This is a genomic window from Kitasatospora sp. NPDC050543, from assembly GCF_044457565.1.
GTDB lineage: Bacteria > Actinomycetota > Actinomycetes > Streptomycetales > Streptomycetaceae > Kitasatospora.
Window position 1 is genome coordinate 132,616 of sequence record NZ_JBITGZ010000016.1, and the last position, 16,051, is coordinate 148,666.

Here is a 16,051-nt window from a genome sequence, read left to right on the forward strand (position 1 = left end):
TGAACGTTTGTGTGCGCCTGCTGGTTCCAACCAACAGGCGCATTTGTTTTGTCCGGTGTTTCAGTCTCCGGATGGGGATCGCGGCTACTTGGGGCCCACGAGGTGTGGGTCCTGATGCCCCAGTTTTAGAGGAGACGGTTATGGCTACCGGCACCGTGAAGTGGTTCAACAGCGAAAAGGGCTTCGGCTTCATCGAGCAGGACGGCGGCGGCGCTGACGTGTTCGCCCACTACTCGAACATCGTGGCGAACGGCTTCCGTGAGCTCGTTGAGGGCCAGAAGGTCGAGTTCGACGTCACGCAGGGCCAGAAGGGCCCGCAGGCCGAGAACATCCGCGTCATCTGAGTCCAGCCTCCGAGCTGACTCACGTCGCGTAGCGAGGGCCCGTACCGCACGGTGCGGGCCCTCGTGCATGCCGCCGAACGGCCGGGGCGGCACCACTCCATCCTGACGGCCGACCCTCCCAGGTCCATCGCCACGGCACAGCCATGGCAGTCGGCCAATCAAGTCCACCAGGACGGAGTACTTCTATGACCAACCCAGCACGCCCCGCGCGCGACGCCTCCCGTACCCAGGGCGGCGGCCAGTCCCGCAGCCGCTCCCGCTCGCAGGGCGGCGGCAGCGCGAGCAGCACCGGCGGCTACAGCGACGCCCAGCGCCGCAGCGGCAGCAGCTCCGGCGGACTGCGCAGCGCGGGCGGCGGCCGTGGCCGCGGCCGCGCCGGTGCGCCCCGTGAGCGCGCCGTCGAGGCGCCCGCCGACTTCGCCGTCGTCGAGGGCACCCCGGCCCGCCCGCCGGCCGCGACCTTCGCCGAGCTGGACATGCCCAAGGGCCTGCTCTCCGCACTGACCCGCGAGGGCGTCACCGAGCCCTTCCCGATCCAGTCCGCCACGCTGCCCGACTCCATCGCCGGCCGTGACGTGCTCGGCCGCGGCCGCACCGGCTCGGGCAAGACCCTCGCCTTCGGCCTCTCGCTGCTGACCCGCACCGCCGGCAAGCGCGCCGACGCCCGGCGTCCGCTGGCCCTCGTGCTGGTCCCGACCCGCGAGCTCGCCCAGCAGGTCACCGACGCGCTCACCCCGTACGCCACCGCCGTGAACCTGCGGATCGCCACCGTCGTCGGCGGCATGTCGATCACCCGCCAGGCGAACGCGCTGCGCCGCGGCGCCGAGGTCCTGGTCGCCACCCCCGGCCGGCTGGACGACCTGATCAACCGCCAGGACGTACGGCTCGACGAGGTCGCCATCACCGTCCTCGACGAGGCCGACCAGATGGCCGACATGGGCTTCCTGCCGCAGGTCACCAAGCTGCTGGAGCAGGTCGCCGAGGGCGGGCAGCGGATGCTGTTCTCCGCCACCCTGGACCGCAACGTGGACCGCCTGGTCCGCCGCTTCCTGACCGACCCCGTCACCCACTCGGTGGACCCCTCGGCCGGCGCGGTGACCACCATGGACCACCACCTGCTCCAGGTCGACACCGCCGACAAGGCCTCCGCCACCGCGCACATCGCCGCCCGCGAGGGCCGGGTGATCATGTTCGTGCACACCAAGCACGGCGCGGACCGCCTCGCCAAGCAGCTGCTGGCCACCGGCGTCAAGGCGGCCGCCCTGCACGGCGGCAAGTCCCAGCCGCAGCGCAACCGCACCCTCGACCAGTTCCGCGAGGGCCACGTCACCGCGCTGATCGCCACCAACGTCGCTGCGCGCGGCATCCACATCGACGGCCTCGACCTGGTCGTCAACGTGGACCCGCCGATCGACCACAAGGACTACCTGCACCGCGGCGGGCGCACCGCCCGGGCCGGCGAGTCCGGCACCGTCGTGACGCTGGTGCTGCCCGAGCAGCGCCGCGAGGTCAGCCGGCTGATGACCACGGCCGGCATCCGCCCGACCACCACCAAGGTGCGCCCCGGCGATGCCGAGCTCACCCGGATCACCGGCGCCCGTACGCCCTCCGGTGTCGCCGTCACGCTGGCCCCGGCCATCGCCGCCGCGCCCGCCGCGTCGGCCGGCACCTCGTCCGCGCCGCGCCGTCGCTCGGGCCCGCGCTCGTCGCTGCCCACCGACGTCGACATCAACGGCAACGCGCGCCGGCGCCGCCCCAAGCAGCGGATCGGCGGGGCCGGCAACGGCGCCGGTAACGGCAACGGCCGTACCGCCGCGGGCTTCTCCGGCAAGGCCGCCGCAGGCGCCAAGCCCGGCTCCGGCTCCAGGAGCGGCGGCAACTACGGCACCGGACGCCAGCGCCGCCAGGCCAACTAGCCAGGCGACCGGCGGCGCATCGCCCGTCGTGCGAACGCCGGCACGGCCCTCGGGCCGGGCCGGCGTTCGGCGTTCGGGCCTCTCCTCGCTCGGGTGGTGCACCGCTTCGGCGGCTCACCACCCGTTCGGTTGCCCGCGGGGTCGGACCGCGCTGAGCGCCGCCTCGCCGGCCGGCCGCTGCGGCTCCGACGCCAGCAGCGCCGCCAGCCGGCGCGCCCCCGGGGAGTCGTCGCCGCCCCGCTCCCCGTACACCGCCCGCAGCTGAGCCAGCATCCGGCGGGCGTGGCGCTCCCACTCCACCGTGCGGGCCCGATGGGTCCGGTTGGACCCCGCCGACACGGCGCTGACCCAGGGCCCCGGCGGCAGTGTCTACCTGTTCTCCGGCCGGCTCGACCTGCTCCTCGCGGGCACCCCGGGCGACGGCTTCGTCCTGCGCAGGATCTGAGCGGCGGGCCGGAGAGCGGCGGTCGGGCCGACGGGCGTCAGCGGGCCCCGGCACCGGCCGGCTCAGGCCGTCCGGGCTGCGGCTGCGGGGTGGGCGGAGCGGGCTGTGCGGGTGGCGGAGTCGTAGCGGGCCAGGACGAGGCGGGCGATCTCCGGGGCGGCGCCGAGGACGGTGGCGATGTGGTCGGCACCGGCCTCCTCGGCGGCGGTGGTGATCCGGTCGGGGAGCAGCCCGGGGGCGAGCAGGAACGGCGCGACGGCGACCGGCCCGGCCCCGGCGGCGCGCAGCGCGGCGACGGCGTCGGGCACCCGGGGCCCGCCGGCGGAGGCGTAGGCGACCTCGACGGCGGCCCAGCCTCGGCTGCGCTGCCAGTCGGCGGCCAGGGCGTGGGTAGCGGCGTCGGCGGCCGGGTCGGAGGAGCCCGCGGCGGCGAGCACCAGGCCGGTGCGGGCGCGGACGGCGGGGGAGGCGACGTTCAGTCCGGTCTCGGCGAGGCGGCGCTCCAGGGCGGCGAGCAGCAGCGGCGAGGGGCCGAGCACGTCGGCGACGGGCAGGCCGCCGCCGGCCGCCCGCAGTGCGGCGGGGATGTCCTTCTTGGCGTGGAAGGCCCGGTTGAGCAGCAGGGGGACGGCCACCGCCGGGGTGTCGCCCAGCCGGGAGACGACCTGCGGGATGCGCGGTGTGCAGTGGTCCAGGTACGCGGTGGCGACCTCGGTGCCGGGCCGCAGCGCGCCGACCCGCCGCACCAGCGCGTTCACGGTGGCGGCGTGCCTGGGGTCGCGGCTGCCGTGGGCGATCAACAGCAGGGCGGGCCCCCCGGCCGCCGCCCCGCCCGCGGGGACGGCCGTGGCGCCGTCCGGGGCGGCGGGCGCGGCGGGCAGGGCCGCGGCGAGCAGGCGGGAGGCCATCAGCGGGATCCCTACCGCGCCGCGGCCAGCAGGCCGCGGTTGCGCAGCACCCGGCGCTCGATCGGGGAGAACACCAGCAGCTCGATGGCGATCCCGACGAACAGGATGAGGATGATGCCGAGCAGCACCCCGGCCATGTCGGAGAACTCCCGCTGGTTCTCCAGGTACCGGCCCAGCCCGATGCCGAGGTCGGGGGAGCTGGCGACGAGTTCGGCGGCCATCAGCGAGCGCCAGGAGAACGCCCAGCCCTGCTTGAGGCCGGCCAGGTAGCCGGGCAGCGCGGCCGGCAGCAGCACGTGCCGGGCGCCGACGAGACCGCTGGCGCCCAGGGTGCGCCCGGCCCGCAGGAACAGCGGCGGCACCTGGTCGATGCCCGCCACCAGGCCGTTGGCGATGGAGGGGACGGCGCCGAGCAGGATGACGGCGTACATCATCGAGTCGTTGATGCCGAGCCAGATCACCGCGGCGGGCACCCAGGCGACCGAGGGCAGCGACTGCAGCCCGGACAGCACCGGGCCGAGGGCGGCCCGCACCGGCTTGACCCGGGCCACGATCAGCCCGATCGGGGTGCCGATGGCGACGGCGGCGAGGAAGCCGGACAGGCCGCGCCAGACGCTGGTCCAGATGATCTCGAAGAGCGTGCCGGCCGTCCACAGGTCGCCGAGCGAGGACCACACGTCGGCCGGGCTGGGCAGCTTGTAGGCGGTGGTGACGTGCAGGCTGTAGGCGCCCTGCCAGACGGCGAGCACCAGCAGCAGGCCCAGCAGCGGCGGCAGGGCCTTCTGCCGCAGTGCCTGGCCGAGGGAGGTGTGCTGGGCGACGATGGAGTCCAGGGCGTCCAGGCCGGCCTCGACGCTGACCAGGTCGGAGGCGCCGGCGCCGGCGGCGTCCTGCGGGGGCTTGGTGGCGGTCTTACTGCTGGCCATGGCGGCGGATCTCCCCACGCAGTTCTTCGGTGATCTCGATGGACAGGTCCGCGACGCCCGCGGACTCGATGCGGCGTGGCTGCGGCAGGTCGATCCGCCATTCGCGGGCGACCCGGCCGGGGCGGGAGGAGAGCAGCACCACGCGCTGGGCGAGCCGGACGGCCTCGCGCACGTTGTGCGTCACGAACAGGACGGTGAGCTTCTGCTCGGCCCAGATCCGGGTGATCTCGTCGTGCAGGACGTCACGGGTGATCGCGTCCAGGGCGGCGAACGGCTCGTCCATCAGCAGCACCGAGCTGCCCTGGGCGAGCGCGCGGGCCATCGCCACCCGCTGGCGCATCCCGCCGGAGAGCTCGTGCACCCGCTTGCCGTACGAGCCGCCGAGCCGGACGAGGTCGAGCAGACGCTCGGCCTCGGCGCGGCGCTCGGGGCGGGCGACCCCGTTCAGGCGCAGGGCCAGCTCGATGTTCCTGCCGGCCGTGAGCCAGGGGAACAACGCGTGCTCCTGGAACATCAGGGCGGGACGGCCCCCGGGCACCTCGATCGAGCCCGCGGTGGGCCGGTCGAGACCGGCGACCAGGTTGAGCAGGGTGGACTTGCCGCAGCCCGAGGCGCCGAGCAGGGTGACGAACTCGCCCGGCCGGACATCGAGGGTGATGTCGTCCAGGACGTGGGTCGCGGAGCCGGGGCGGCCGAAGGACTTGTGGACGTGCGAGATCCGGACGGCCGGGGAGCCGTCGGCGGACTCGACGCGGCGGGCGTCTTCCGAGGTGGTCAGTGCCGGGGTCATCGGGCACCTCCTGCATGAGTGGCCATGGGTGGCCGTGAGCGGCCATGAGTGGTCTGGCGGGAGCGGCGGGGCTGGCGGTCGGGGAGCGGCGGGGCGGCGGCGAGGTCCGGGAGCCGGGGTCCGGCCCCCGCCCGGCCCTTTGACTGGGCATCGACCGGGCGGGCGGGGATCCGGACCGCGGAGCCTGTGCGGGGCGCGCCCTGGGGTGCGCCCCGGCGGACCTGCTACTTGGTGCCGAGGCCGGCGTCCGCCACGGCGGGCCGGCCCTGCTCCTTGAGCACCTTGTTCAGCAGGGTGAGGTCGTAGATCCCGGCCAGGTTGGGCTTCTTCAGCAGCCCGGCGGTCACCGCGTGGTCGGCCTCGGACTGCAGGGTGGTGGCCAGCGGGTCGTCCAGGAAGTCGATGTCCTGCCAGGCCGGGTCGAGCACCGCGGGCTCCAGCGCGTTGCCGGCGGCGTCCTTGATCGCGGCGTTGGCGTCGGCCTTGGCCTGGTCCGGGTTGGCCTTGATGAAGGCGTTGGTGTTCACCGAGCCGCGCAGCACGGCCTCCACCACGTCGGGGTGCTCCTTGAGGAACTTCTGCGACACGATGAGGTTGGTGATCACGAACTTGTCGTCCGGCCAGAGCGACTTCTCGTTCAGCAGCACCTTGCCGCCGAGCGTGACCAGCTTGGAGGCGGTCGGCTCGGGCACCCAGGCGGCGTCGATCGAACCGGACTTGTACGCGTCCGGAGTGACCTTGTTGTCGGTGCGGACCACCGAGACGTCACCGCCGCCGGAGTTGGCGTCGACCTTGAAGCCCTTGCCGGCCAGGTAGTTCAGCAGCGCCACGTCCTGGGTGTTGCCCAGCTGCGGGGTGGCGATCTTCTTGCCCTTGAGGTCGTCCAGCGAGCTGACCTTGTCGGGGTTGACCACCAGCTTGACGCCGCCGGAGGCCGAACCGCCGATGATCCTCAGCGACTGGCCCTCGGACTTGGTGAAGCCGTTGATCGCGGGGGAGGGGCCGATCCAGCCGATGTCGATGGAGCCGGCGTTCAGCGCCTCGATCTCCGCCGGGCCGGCGTTGAAGACCTGGGTCTTCACCTCGGTGGCGCCCAGCTCCTTCTGGAACAGGCCCTCCTTGAGGCCGACCAGCGCGGTGCCGTGGGTCAGGTTGGCGAAGTAGCCGATCCGGACGGTGGAGGCGGAGAGCTTGGCGCCCGAGGCCGGGGCCGGGCCGGCGGCCGATCCGGTGCTGCCCGCGCCGGCGGCCTTGTCGGCGCTCTTGGAGCCGTAGCCGCAGGCGGTCAGCAGGCTGACGGCGGTCAGACCGGCCACGGCGGCCACGGCGGGCCGTCTGAACCGGCCGGCGAGGGGGCGGGCGGCGCTATGGGGAGAAGCCTGGTTCGAAGCCATGAGAGTCGTCCCTGTTCATGGACGGACCGTCAGGTGACGGTCCTGGTGCGGAGGTCGGGGTTGCGCTTGCGGCACCGGAATGCCGGGCAAGCCGGGCGGGGGCTGCTGTGGGAAGCCGGCCGCCCGGTGACAGGGGTCAGTGCCCCTGTCCGCCCACACATCGCGTCAGCCCGCCCTGGCCGCTGCCGAGGACGCCGCTGCCGATGCGGCCGCCTTCCTTGTCCATGCCCGAGAACGCCTCGCTGGGCATCAGACCCAGTCCTCCTCGTCTGCCGTGTCGAGCGCGACGGTGTCGAAGGCTTCGCCCGCCATGCCGGCCGTGAGGGTGGCACCGTCGGCCGGGTCGATCAGCAGGAACGAGCCCGTCCGGCGGTTGTCGGTGTAGTCGTCGAGCGCCAGCGGCTCGGCGGTGCGCAGCACCACGTGGCCGATGTCGTTGACCGCCAGCCCTTGGGCGCCGGAGCGCTGTTCGAGGCTGTCGATGTCGATGCGGTAGGAGATCTCCTTGACGAGCGCGCGCACCGTGCGGGTGGTGTGCTTGAGCAGCACCTTGTCGCCGGCGCGCAGCGGGCGCTCGTGCAGGTGGCAGACGGTCGCGCTGACGTCCCTGGTGGGCGTCGGCGCGGCGCCGGCCGCGATGAGGTCGCCGCGGGAGACGTCGATGTCCTCGGCGAGGCGGACGGTGACCGACTGGGGGGCCCAGGCGATGTCCGTCTCCTTGCCGAGTGCGTCGATGCCGGCGACGGTGGTGGTGCGGCCCGAGGGCAGCACGGTGACGGTGTCGCCGACGCGCAGGACGCCGGAGGCGAGCTGGCCGGCGTAGCCGCGGTAGTCGGGGTGCTCGGCGCTCTGCGGGCGGATCACGTACTGGACGGGGAAGCGGGCCGGTTCGCGACCGGGGTCGCTGCCGACGGGGACGCTCTCCAGGTGTTCCAGCAGGGTCGGGCCGCCGTACCAGTCCATCCGGGCGGAGGGTTCGACGACGTTGTCCCCGGCCAGCGCCGAGATCGGGACGGCGACGACGTCCGCGACGCCGAGCGAGGCGGCGTAGGCGGTGAACTCGGCGGCGATCCGTGCGAAGACGGGCTCGGCGTAAGCGACGAGGTCCATCTTGTTGACGGCGAGGACGACGTGCGGGACGCGGAGCAGGGCGGCGACGGCGGCGTGCCGGCGGGTCTGCTCGACGACGCCGTTGCGGGCGTCGACCAGGACGACGGCGAGTTCGGCGGTGGAGGCGCCGGTGACCATGTTTCGGGTGTACTGCACGTGGCCCGGGGTGTCGGCGAGGATGAAGCGCCGGCGCGGGGTGGCGAAGTAGCGGTACGCCACGTCGATGGTGATGCCCTGCTCGCGCTCGGCGCGCAGTCCGTCCGTCAGCAGCGCCAGGTCGGGTGCCTCCTGGCCGCGGGCCTCCGAGACGCGTTCGACGGCCTCCAGCTGGTCGGCGAGCACCGACTTGGAGTCGTGCAGCAGCCGGCCCACCAGGGTGGACTTGCCGTCGTCGACGGAACCGGCGGTGGCGAAGCGCAGCAGCGCCGTGGCCGAGGCCGCACCGAAGGGGTTGTCCGCGGGGGCGGCCGAGTTGCCCAGAGGATCGTTTGCCGTGAGATCGGTCGTCATGTCTAGAAGTACCCTTCGCGCTTGCGGTCTTCCATGGCGGCCTCGGACATCTTGTCGTCCGCCCGGGTCGCGCCGCGCTCGGTGAGGCGGCTGGCGGCGATCTCGGTGATCACGTCGGCGATGGTCACCGCGTCGGAGTCGACCGCGCCGGTGCAGGACATGTCGCCGACCGTGCGGTAGCGCACCAGGCGCCGCTCGACGTTCTCGCTCTCCTTGGGGCCGCCCCAGTCGCCGGCGGTCAGCCACATGCCGTTGCGGGCGAAGACGTCGCGCTCGTGGGCGTAGTAGATCCCCGGGAGCTCGATCTTCTCGCGCTCGATGTACTGCCAGACGTCCAGCTCGGTCCAGTTGGACAGCGGGAAGACCCGGACGTGCTCGCCGACCGCGTGCCGGCCGTTGTACAGGCTCCACAGCTCGGGGCGCTGGCGGCGCGGGTCCCAGGCGCCGAACTCGTCGCGCAGGGAGAAGACGCGCTCCTTGGCGCGGGCCTTCTCCTCGTCGCGCCGGCCGCCGCCGAAGACGGCGTCGAAACGATTCGTCTCGATGGCGTCCAGCAGCGGGACGGTCTGCAGCGGGTTGCGGGTGCCGTCCGGGCGCTCGCGCAGCCGGCCGTCGTCGATGAAGTCCTGGACGTGGGCGACGTGCAGGCGGAGGTTGTGCTCGGCGACCACCCGGTCGCGGTAGTCGATCACCTCGGGGAAGTTGTGCCCCGTGTCCACGTGCAGCAGCGCGAAGGGCACCGGCGCCGGCGCGAAGGCCTTCAGCGCGAGGTGCAGCATGACGATGGAGTCCTTGCCGCCGGAGAAGAGGATCACCGGACGCTCGAACTCCCCCGCCACCTCGCGGAAGATGTGCACCGACTCCGCCTCCAGGGCGTCCAGGTGCGAGAGCGCGTAGGGGTTCTCCTGCGCCTCGATCAGGCTGTGGGTCGCGGTCGTCATGCCAGGCCCCTCGTCGTCAGGAAGGCGTGCAGTTCGGCGGCCGAGTCGGCCACCGACCGGCCGTGTGTCTGGATGCGCAGCTCCGGGTCCACCGGGGCCTCGTACGGGTCGTCCACGCCGGTCAGGCCCGAGAGCTCGCCGGCGGCCTGCTTGGCGTACAGGCCCTTGACGTCGCGCTCGGAGCAGACCTCCACCGGCGTGGCGACGTGGATCTCCAGGAACTCCGTACCGTTCGCCGCGTGCCGATCGCGGACGGCCGCCCGGGAGGCCGCGTACGGCGCGATCACCGGTGCGAGCACCTTGACGCCGTTGGCGGCGAGCTTCTCGGCGACGAAGCCGATCCGGGTCACGTTGGTGTGCCGGTCCTCCCGGCTGAAGCCCAGGCCCTTGGAGAGGAACTCGCGGATCTCGTCACCGTCCAGGACCTCGACCCGGTGGCCCTCGGCGCGCAGCCGCTCGGCGACGGCGAAGGCGAGGGTGGTCTTGCCCGCGCTGGGCAGCCCGGTCAGCCACACGGTGGCGCCGCGCTCGCAGGGGGCGGCCGAGGGGGCCGCCTCTGCGGCTCCGTCGACGGCCAGTGTGCCGGCTGTGGTCACGGTGAAGTCTCCTGATGATGCGAAGAATCGGTGCGGGGTCGAGCGGGTCTGACGGTTGTGCGGGTCGAGCGGGTCCGACGGGTCGTGCGATCCGGTCGGCCGGGTCAGAGGTGGATGCCGCACTCGGTCTTGCCCGAGTCGGCCCAGCGGCCCGCGCGGCCCTCCTCGCCCTCGGCGGGCTTACGGGTGCACGAGAGCGGCGAGCAGCCGACCGAGGTGTAGCCCTCCCACAGCAGCGGGTTGAGCAGCACGCCGTTGGCGCTGACGTACTCGTCCACGTCCTGCTGGGTCCAGCGGGCGATCGGGGCGATCTTCACCTTGCGGCGCTTGGCGTCCCAGGCCACCACCGGGGTGCCGGCCCGGCTCGGCGACTCGTCGCGGCGCAGCCCGGTGGCCCAGGCGTCGTACCCGGCCAGGCCGCGGCCCAGCGGCTCGACCTTGCGCAGCGAGCAGCACAGGTCCGGGTCGCGGTCGTGCAGGGCGGGCCCGTACTGGGCGTCCTGCTCGGCCACGGACTGCAGCGGCTTGAGGGTGATGACGTTGACCGGCATCACCGCCGCCACCGCGTCCCTGGTGCCGATGGTCTCGGCGAAGTGGTAGCCGGTGTCGAGGAAGACCACGTCCACGCCGGGGAACACCGAGGAGGCGAGGTGCGCCACGACGGCGTCCTCCATGGAGGAGGTGACGCAGAACCGGCTGCCGAAGTTCTCGGCGGCCCAGCGGAGCACGTCCTGCGCGGACGCCTCCTCCAGCTCCCGGCCGGCGGCCGTCGCCAGCGCCTCCAGGTCAACCGTGCCGCTCATGTCCCGTCCCCCCACTGGTCGCGGTGTCCGTCGTGGTCGCGGTGTCCGGCGTGCCGGCCGGGGCCAGCAGGCCGAGGAACTTCAGCTGGAACGCCCGGCGGCAGGCGCCGCACTCCCACGCACCGTGGCCGCCCTCGGCACAGGGCCGCAGGTCCTCGTCGCCGCAGTACGGGCAGTAGAAGGGGGCTGCGCGCTCGCTCATGCGCCCACCTCGCTCCGCTCGGCGGTCGCTTCGCGAAACGCGCGCCTTCCAACGGTTCGCTCGCTGCGCCCGCTCACGACAGTGCCTCCTCGCCGGCCCGGGCGGTCCACTGCGCGAACCGCTCGCCCTCGGCCCGCTCGGCCTGGAAGCGGGTCAGGACGCGCTCCACGTAGTCCGGCAGGCCTTCCTTGGTGACCTTGAGGCCGCGCACCTTGCGGCCGAAGCCGGCCTCCAGGCCCAGGGCGCCGCCCAGGTGAACCTGGTAGCCCTCGACCTGCTCGCCGTTCTCGTCCGTCACCAGCTGGCCCTTGAGACCGATGTCCGCGACCTGGATCCGGGCGCAGGCGTTCGGGCAGCCGTTGATGTTGATGGTCAGCGGCTCGGCGAACTCGGGCAGGCGCTGCTCCAGCTCGTCGATCAGGGTGCGCCCGCGCTCCTTGGTCTCGACGATGGCGAGCTTGCAGTACTCGATACCGGTGCAGGCCATCGTGCCGCGCCGGAACGGGGACGGGGTGACCCGCAGGTCCAGCGCCTCCAGCCCGGCCACCAGGGAGTCGACCTGGTCCTCGGCGATGTCGAGGACGATCATCTTCTGTTCGGCGGTGGTCCGCAGCCGGTCGCTGCCGTGTGCGGCGGCCAGGTCGGCGACGGCGTTCAGCAGCTTGCCGTCCACCCGGCCCACGCGCGGCGCGAAGCCGACGTAGAACCTGCCGTCCTTCTGGCGGTGCACGCCGACGTGGTCGCGCCAGGTGCCGCTGGGCTCCTCGGGCGCGGGGCCGTCGATCAGCTTGTACTTGAGGTACTCGTCCTCCAGCACCTGGCGGAACCTGTCCTTGCCCCAGTCGGCGACCAGGAACTTCAGCCGGGCGCGGTTGCGCAGCCGACGGTAGCCGTAGTCGCGGAAGATGCCGATGACGCCGCCGTAGACGTCCGCGACCTCCTCCAGCGGGACCCAGGCGCCCAGGCGCACACCCAGCTTGGGGTTGGTGGACAGGCCGCCGCCGACCCAGAGGTCGAAGCCGGGGCCGTGCTCGGGGTGGACGACACCGACGAAGGCGATGTCATTGATCTCGTGCGCGACGTCCAGCAGTGGGGAGCCGGAGACGGCGGACTTGAACTTGCGCGGCAGGTTGGAGTAGTCCGGGTTGCCGATGAAGCGGCGGTAGATCTCCTCGATGGCGGGGGTGCCGTCGATGATCTCGTCCTCGGCGACGCCGGCCACCGGTGAGCCGAGGATGACGCGGGGCGTGTCGCCGCACGCCTCGGTGGTGGACAGGCCGACGCCTTCCAGCTTCTGCCAGATCGCGGGCATGTCCTCGATCCGGATCCAGTGGTACTGGACGTTCTGGCGGTCGGTCAGGTCGGCGGTGCCGCGGCCGTACTGCTCGGAGACCTCCGCGATCGCCTTGAGCTGGGCGACGGTCAGACGGCCGCCGTCGATGCGTACGCGGAGCATGAAGTACTCGGCGTCCAGCTCGTGCGGGTCGAGGATCGCGGTCTTGCCGCCGTCGATGCCCTCCTTGCGCTGGGTGTACAGACCCCACCAGCGCATCCGGCCGCGCAGGTCGGCCGGGTCGATCGAGTCGAAGCCGCGGTGCGCGTAGATCGTCTCAATGCGTGTCCGCACGTTGAGACCGTCGTCGTCCTTCTTGAACTGCTCGTTCGGGTTGAGCGGGGTGAAGTGCCCCATGCCCCACTGACCCTCGCCGCGGTGGCGGGTCACCTTGCGGGCGGCGGCGGGGCGGCGCGCGGCGCCGTCGACCTGGGGCTCGACCGGTTCGGGAGTGGGGGCCATGATGTCGTCCTTACGGGCAGGTGGCTCTGACGCCTGGTGGAGTCGCTGGGCGTGCTCCGGCTGCGCGGGACTGCTGTGACCTGCGGGTTTCGTCAGGACTGGGAGAAGCAGTGACCGTGGCCGGGGGCGCCCGCGGATCCGCTTTCGGCGGCGATGGCGAGGAGTGGCGCCGGGTGCGGTGGTGGCAGCGGGGTAGGGCTCAGGTCACCGGACAGATGGCGCTGGACACGCGAAGGAGATCGACGTGGAGTCGACCTACCAGGGTGGTTCCGGCGCTGGGCATGGCAAGAGATTCGCACGGGCGGCGACTCGTGGTCCACTAACGTCCGCATTCTGGACTCATTGGTGTCAGACTCTGAGACCTCAGGCTCTTTGGCCCGCTCCGGGCATTGGAGCGTACGCGCCCCGCCCCCGGGCCGCCTTCCGGCGTCGGGTCGGGGCCTCGCCGGGATCCGCCCGACGGCGCTCCGGGCGTCCGCCCGACGCCGCGTCCGGGCTTGCGCGCCGTGCCCGTCCGGCGCCGCGCGGTGCCCCGCCGGAGTCCGCGTGGCGGCCGTCCGACGCCCGCGGGCGGGCGGGTAGATCGGCGGGGACGCCCGGCCCGATACCGTAGGTCTGTGCATCCAGCAGGCGAAATGACGAGACCGACCCCCGAGCGCCCCTCGCGGCGGCGGGGCAAGGGCTCCCGGCGCGCGGTCAAGCGGGTCACCTGGCGCAGCACGGCCTGGGCACTGATCAAGGACACCACCAACACCTGCGTCGAGTACCGGGTCACCGGCCTCGCCGCCGAGGCGGCGTTCTTCACCCTGCTCTCGATCCCGCCACTCCTGCTCTGCCTCGCCGGCACGCTCGGCTACCTCGACGAGTTCCTCGGCGCCGGCACCATCGACAAGCTCAAGTCGGACATCATCTCGGCGGCCGGGACGGTGCTCTCGCAGTCCTCCGTCAAGGAGATCGTCGTGCCGCTGCTGCACGGCGTCTTCGACGACAAACGGCCAGACCTGATCTCGATCGGCTTCCTGCTCTCCCTGTGGTCCGGCTCCCGGGCGCTCTACATCTTCATCGACACCATCACCGTCATGTACGGCCTGGACGGCAAACGCGGGATCGTCAAGACCCGGCTGATGTCGCTCGGCCTCTACCTCGGCGCGCTGGTGATCGGCTCACTGGTGCTGCCCCTGCTGGTGGCCGGCCCGGGGCTGGTGGTGGCCGCCGTGCCGAGCATCGCCGACGTGGTCAGCGCGCTGTACTGGCCGGTCGCGATCCTGCTGCTGATCGTCTTCCTGACCACCCTCTACCACCTGGCCGTCCCCGTCTCCACGCCCTGGCGCGAGGACATCCCCGGCGCGCTGGTCGCCCTGGTGGTGCTGGTGGTGTGCAGCCTGCTGCTGCGGCTCTACCTGGTCAGCTCCGTCGAGGGTCCATCGGTGTACGGCTCGCTGGCCGCGCCGGTGGCCGTGCTGCTGTGGATCGGCGTGGTAGCGCTGGCGGTGCTGATCGGCGCCGCGATGAACGCCGCCATAGACCGCCGCTGGCCGACCCTGGAGACCGCCGACGCCCGCGCGGAGAACGAGCGCGCCAGCGAGGAGGCGGCCGCCGCCGTGGTCCGGGAGGTGGCCGCCCGCCGCGCCGTCGAGCGGGCCCGCAAGGCGCGCGAGCTCGGCCTCGCCGAGGGCGCCGAGGAGGAGCCCGACGAGGACGGCGACGAGGGCGAGGTGCCCTCCGAGTACCCCGAACGCTGGGCCGACTTCCTGCCGCCGGAGAACGTCAAGGGGCGGATCGCCTCCCGTGGCCCGCACCACCGCCCCACCCCGCCGCCGCCCGACAGCGACCGCCCCGCCGAGCCGCCGCCGTCCTACCCGCTGCCCGGGCGCCCGCCCCGGCCGCCGTGGGAGCACCGCTGAGGCGTCGCCGGCGTACCGGCGAGGTGGCGCTGACGTACCGGCGACGAGCCGCTGACGTACCGCCTTCGGGCGGGATGGCGCGGCCGGTGGAAAACCGGTTGGCAGCGGGCCGCGGCTTGGCTACGGTAGGCCAAGTCCGAAATCGGGGGCCCGTCATGGGCCGAACAGAGAAGCAGGAGGTGGGCCTCGTGGCTGTCACCGTCGTCACGGCTGTCCTGGACAGCACTCGCGTTCACCTCCTCCTCCCGGCCGCCGGCTGACGTACGAGAGCTCTCTCTCGCGCAGCCGCCGCCCGCCGGGATCGCGTTCCTCCCGAAGGGCCCACTGCGTTGTCCAACGCCACCCCCAGCTCCGCTTTCGGTTTCCCCACCATCGCTTCCACCTCCACCTCCTACTCCGCGCTGTCCGGCCACGGCTGGACGGCCGAGCTGGAGGAGCTCTTCGCCCCCCTCATCGAGGCCGGGCTCACCCCTGCGCGGATCGCCCGCGTCGACCGGGGCCAGTGCGACGTCGTGCTGGCCGACCCGGAGAGCGGCGAGCTGCGCACCGTACGCGCCGACACCCGCCCGGTCGGTGATCCCGACCCGGTCAACTGCCCGTGCACCGGGGACTGGGCCGCCGTCGACCTGGCGGCCGCACCCATGCCAGAAGTCTCGGCCCTGCTGCCGCGCTCGACGGCCATCGTCCGCAAGGCGGCCGGCGGGCGCTCGGACGGGCAGGTGCTGGCCGTCAACCTCGACACCGTCCTGATCGCGGTCTCGCTCGCCGCCGATCCCGACCTCGGCCGGATCGAGCGCTTCCTCGCCCTCGCCTGGGAGAGCGGCGCCGAGCCACTGGTCGCCCTCACCAAGGCCGACCTGGTCGACGACGCCGAGCACATCCGCGCCGACGTCGAGCAGATCGCGCCCGGCGCGACGGTGCTCGTGGTCAGCGCCGAGACCGGAGAGGGCCTGGACGTGCTGCGCGCCTGCACCCCGGGCACCACCGCGCTGATCGGCCAGTCCGGCGCGGGCAAGTCCACGCTCACCAACGCCCTGGCGGGAGCGCGGGTGATGACGGTCCAGCAGACCCGCGCGGTCGACGAGAAGGGCCGGCACACCACCACCACCCGCGAGCTGATCCCGCTGCCCGGTGGCGGCGTGCTGATCGACACGCCCGGCCTGCGTGAGGTCGGCCTCTACGGCGGCGAGGGCCTGGCACTGGCCTTCTCCGACATCGAGGAACTGGGCGAGGACTGCCGGTTCCACGACTGCGGCCACGAGACCGAGCCCGGCTGCGCGGTACTCGCCGCGCTGGAGGCCGGCGTGCTGCACCAGCGCCGGATGGACAGCTACCGCAAGCTTCAGCGCGAGAACGAGTGGATCGCCTCGCGCTCGGACGCCCGGCTCGCGGCCGAGCGGCTGAAGAAGTGGAAGACCATCACCAAGTCCGTGCGGGCCACGGGCGGCTCGCCCAAGAAGTGATCCA

At 73.0% G+C, this 16,051-nt stretch carries 16 protein-coding genes; 5 read left to right on the top strand and 11 right to left on the bottom strand.

Annotation, left to right across the window (positions count from 1 at the left end; all coding sequences use genetic code 11):
- The first annotated feature begins 140 nt into the window (after positions 1-140).
- From ACIBH3_RS20930 to ACIBH3_RS20940, 3 genes are all read left to right on the top strand, one after another.
- A complete protein-coding gene (locus ACIBH3_RS20930; RefSeq protein WP_396313520.1) occupies positions 141-344 on the top strand; it encodes a cold-shock protein in 204 nt (67 codons plus the stop codon).
- 185 nt (positions 345-529) lie between these two features.
- Complete coding sequence (locus tag ACIBH3_RS20935; protein WP_396313521.1) at positions 530-2,260, top strand: DEAD/DEAH box helicase; 1,731 nt, start codon at positions 530-532, stop codon at positions 2,258-2,260.
- Between the two features lie 322 nt (positions 2,261-2,582).
- Positions 2,583-2,705, top strand: coding sequence for a hypothetical protein (locus tag ACIBH3_RS20940; protein ID WP_396313522.1), 123 nt, complete (start codon positions 2,583-2,585; stop codon positions 2,703-2,705).
- A gap of 62 nt (positions 2,706-2,767) precedes the next feature.
- On the opposite strand, the gene ACIBH3_RS20945 is transcribed toward ACIBH3_RS20940, so the two are convergent.
- The 11 genes from ACIBH3_RS20945 to ACIBH3_RS20995 form a co-directional block, all read right to left on the bottom strand.
- The gene (locus tag ACIBH3_RS20945) at positions 2,768-3,613 is read right to left on the bottom strand and encodes a sirohydrochlorin chelatase (protein ID WP_396313523.1); all 846 of its coding nucleotides are present in this window, start codon (positions 3,611-3,613) and stop codon (positions 2,768-2,770) included.
- 11 nt (positions 3,614-3,624) lie between these two features.
- Positions 3,625-4,539, bottom strand: coding sequence for an ABC transporter permease (locus tag ACIBH3_RS20950; protein ID WP_396313524.1), 915 nt, complete (start codon positions 4,537-4,539; stop codon positions 3,625-3,627).
- Positions 4,526-5,329, bottom strand: a complete 804-nt coding sequence (locus ACIBH3_RS20955) for an ABC transporter ATP-binding protein (protein ID WP_396313525.1) — start codon at positions 5,327-5,329, stop codon at positions 4,526-4,528. Before ACIBH3_RS20955 ends, ACIBH3_RS20950 begins: the two co-directional genes overlap by 14 nt.
- 224 nt (positions 5,330-5,553) lie before the next feature.
- Positions 5,554-6,723 (bottom strand): aliphatic sulfonate ABC transporter substrate-binding protein, encoded by a 1,170-nt coding sequence (locus tag ACIBH3_RS20960; RefSeq protein WP_396313526.1) that lies wholly within the window; start codon positions 6,721-6,723, stop codon positions 5,554-5,556.
- A gap of 249 nt (positions 6,724-6,972) precedes the next feature.
- A complete protein-coding gene (locus ACIBH3_RS20965) occupies positions 6,973-8,343 on the bottom strand; it encodes a sulfate adenylyltransferase subunit 1 (RefSeq protein ID WP_396313527.1) in 1,371 nt (456 codons plus the stop codon).
- Positions 8,344-8,345: 2 nt separating this feature from the next.
- Entirely contained in the window at positions 8,346-9,284 is a 939-nt protein-coding gene (cysD, locus tag ACIBH3_RS20970) for a sulfate adenylyltransferase subunit CysD (RefSeq protein WP_396313528.1), read from the bottom strand.
- A complete protein-coding gene (gene cysC / locus ACIBH3_RS20975; RefSeq protein WP_396313570.1) occupies positions 9,281-9,862 on the bottom strand; it encodes an adenylyl-sulfate kinase in 582 nt (193 codons plus the stop codon). The genes cysD and cysC overlap by 4 nt, the downstream gene beginning before the upstream one ends.
- 122 nt (positions 9,863-9,984) lie before the next feature.
- Positions 9,985-10,683 (bottom strand): phosphoadenylyl-sulfate reductase, encoded by a 699-nt coding sequence (locus ACIBH3_RS20980; RefSeq protein WP_396313529.1) that lies wholly within the window; start codon positions 10,681-10,683, stop codon positions 9,985-9,987.
- Positions 10,667-10,885 (bottom strand): hypothetical protein, encoded by a 219-nt coding sequence (locus tag ACIBH3_RS20985; protein ID WP_396313530.1) that lies wholly within the window; start codon positions 10,883-10,885, stop codon positions 10,667-10,669. Before ACIBH3_RS20985 ends, ACIBH3_RS20980 begins: the two co-directional genes overlap by 17 nt.
- A 73-nt stretch (positions 10,886-10,958) precedes the next feature.
- Positions 10,959-12,680 carry a nitrite/sulfite reductase gene (locus ACIBH3_RS20990; protein ID WP_396313531.1) on the bottom strand — a complete coding sequence of 574 codons (1,722 nt, stop codon included), beginning with the start codon at positions 12,678-12,680 and terminating at the stop codon, positions 10,959-10,961.
- 199 nt (positions 12,681-12,879) lie between these two features.
- Positions 12,880-12,963 carry a putative leader peptide gene (locus ACIBH3_RS20995; RefSeq protein ID WP_310593185.1) on the bottom strand — a complete coding sequence of 28 codons (84 nt, stop codon included), beginning with the start codon at positions 12,961-12,963 and terminating at the stop codon, positions 12,880-12,882.
- A 352-nt stretch (positions 12,964-13,315) separates the two neighbouring features.
- Here ACIBH3_RS20995 and ACIBH3_RS21000 point away from each other — a divergent pair, with 352 nt between their 5' ends.
- Together ACIBH3_RS21000 and rsgA are read left to right on the top strand one after the other, a co-directional pair.
- Positions 13,316-14,584, top strand: coding sequence for a YihY/virulence factor BrkB family protein (locus ACIBH3_RS21000; protein WP_396313532.1), 1,269 nt, complete (start codon positions 13,316-13,318; stop codon positions 14,582-14,584).
- A gap of 329 nt (positions 14,585-14,913) precedes the next feature.
- Entirely contained in the window at positions 14,914-16,047 is a 1,134-nt protein-coding gene (gene rsgA / locus ACIBH3_RS21005; RefSeq protein WP_396313533.1) for a ribosome small subunit-dependent GTPase A, read from the top strand.
- The last annotated feature ends 4 nt before the right edge of the window (positions 16,048-16,051 follow it).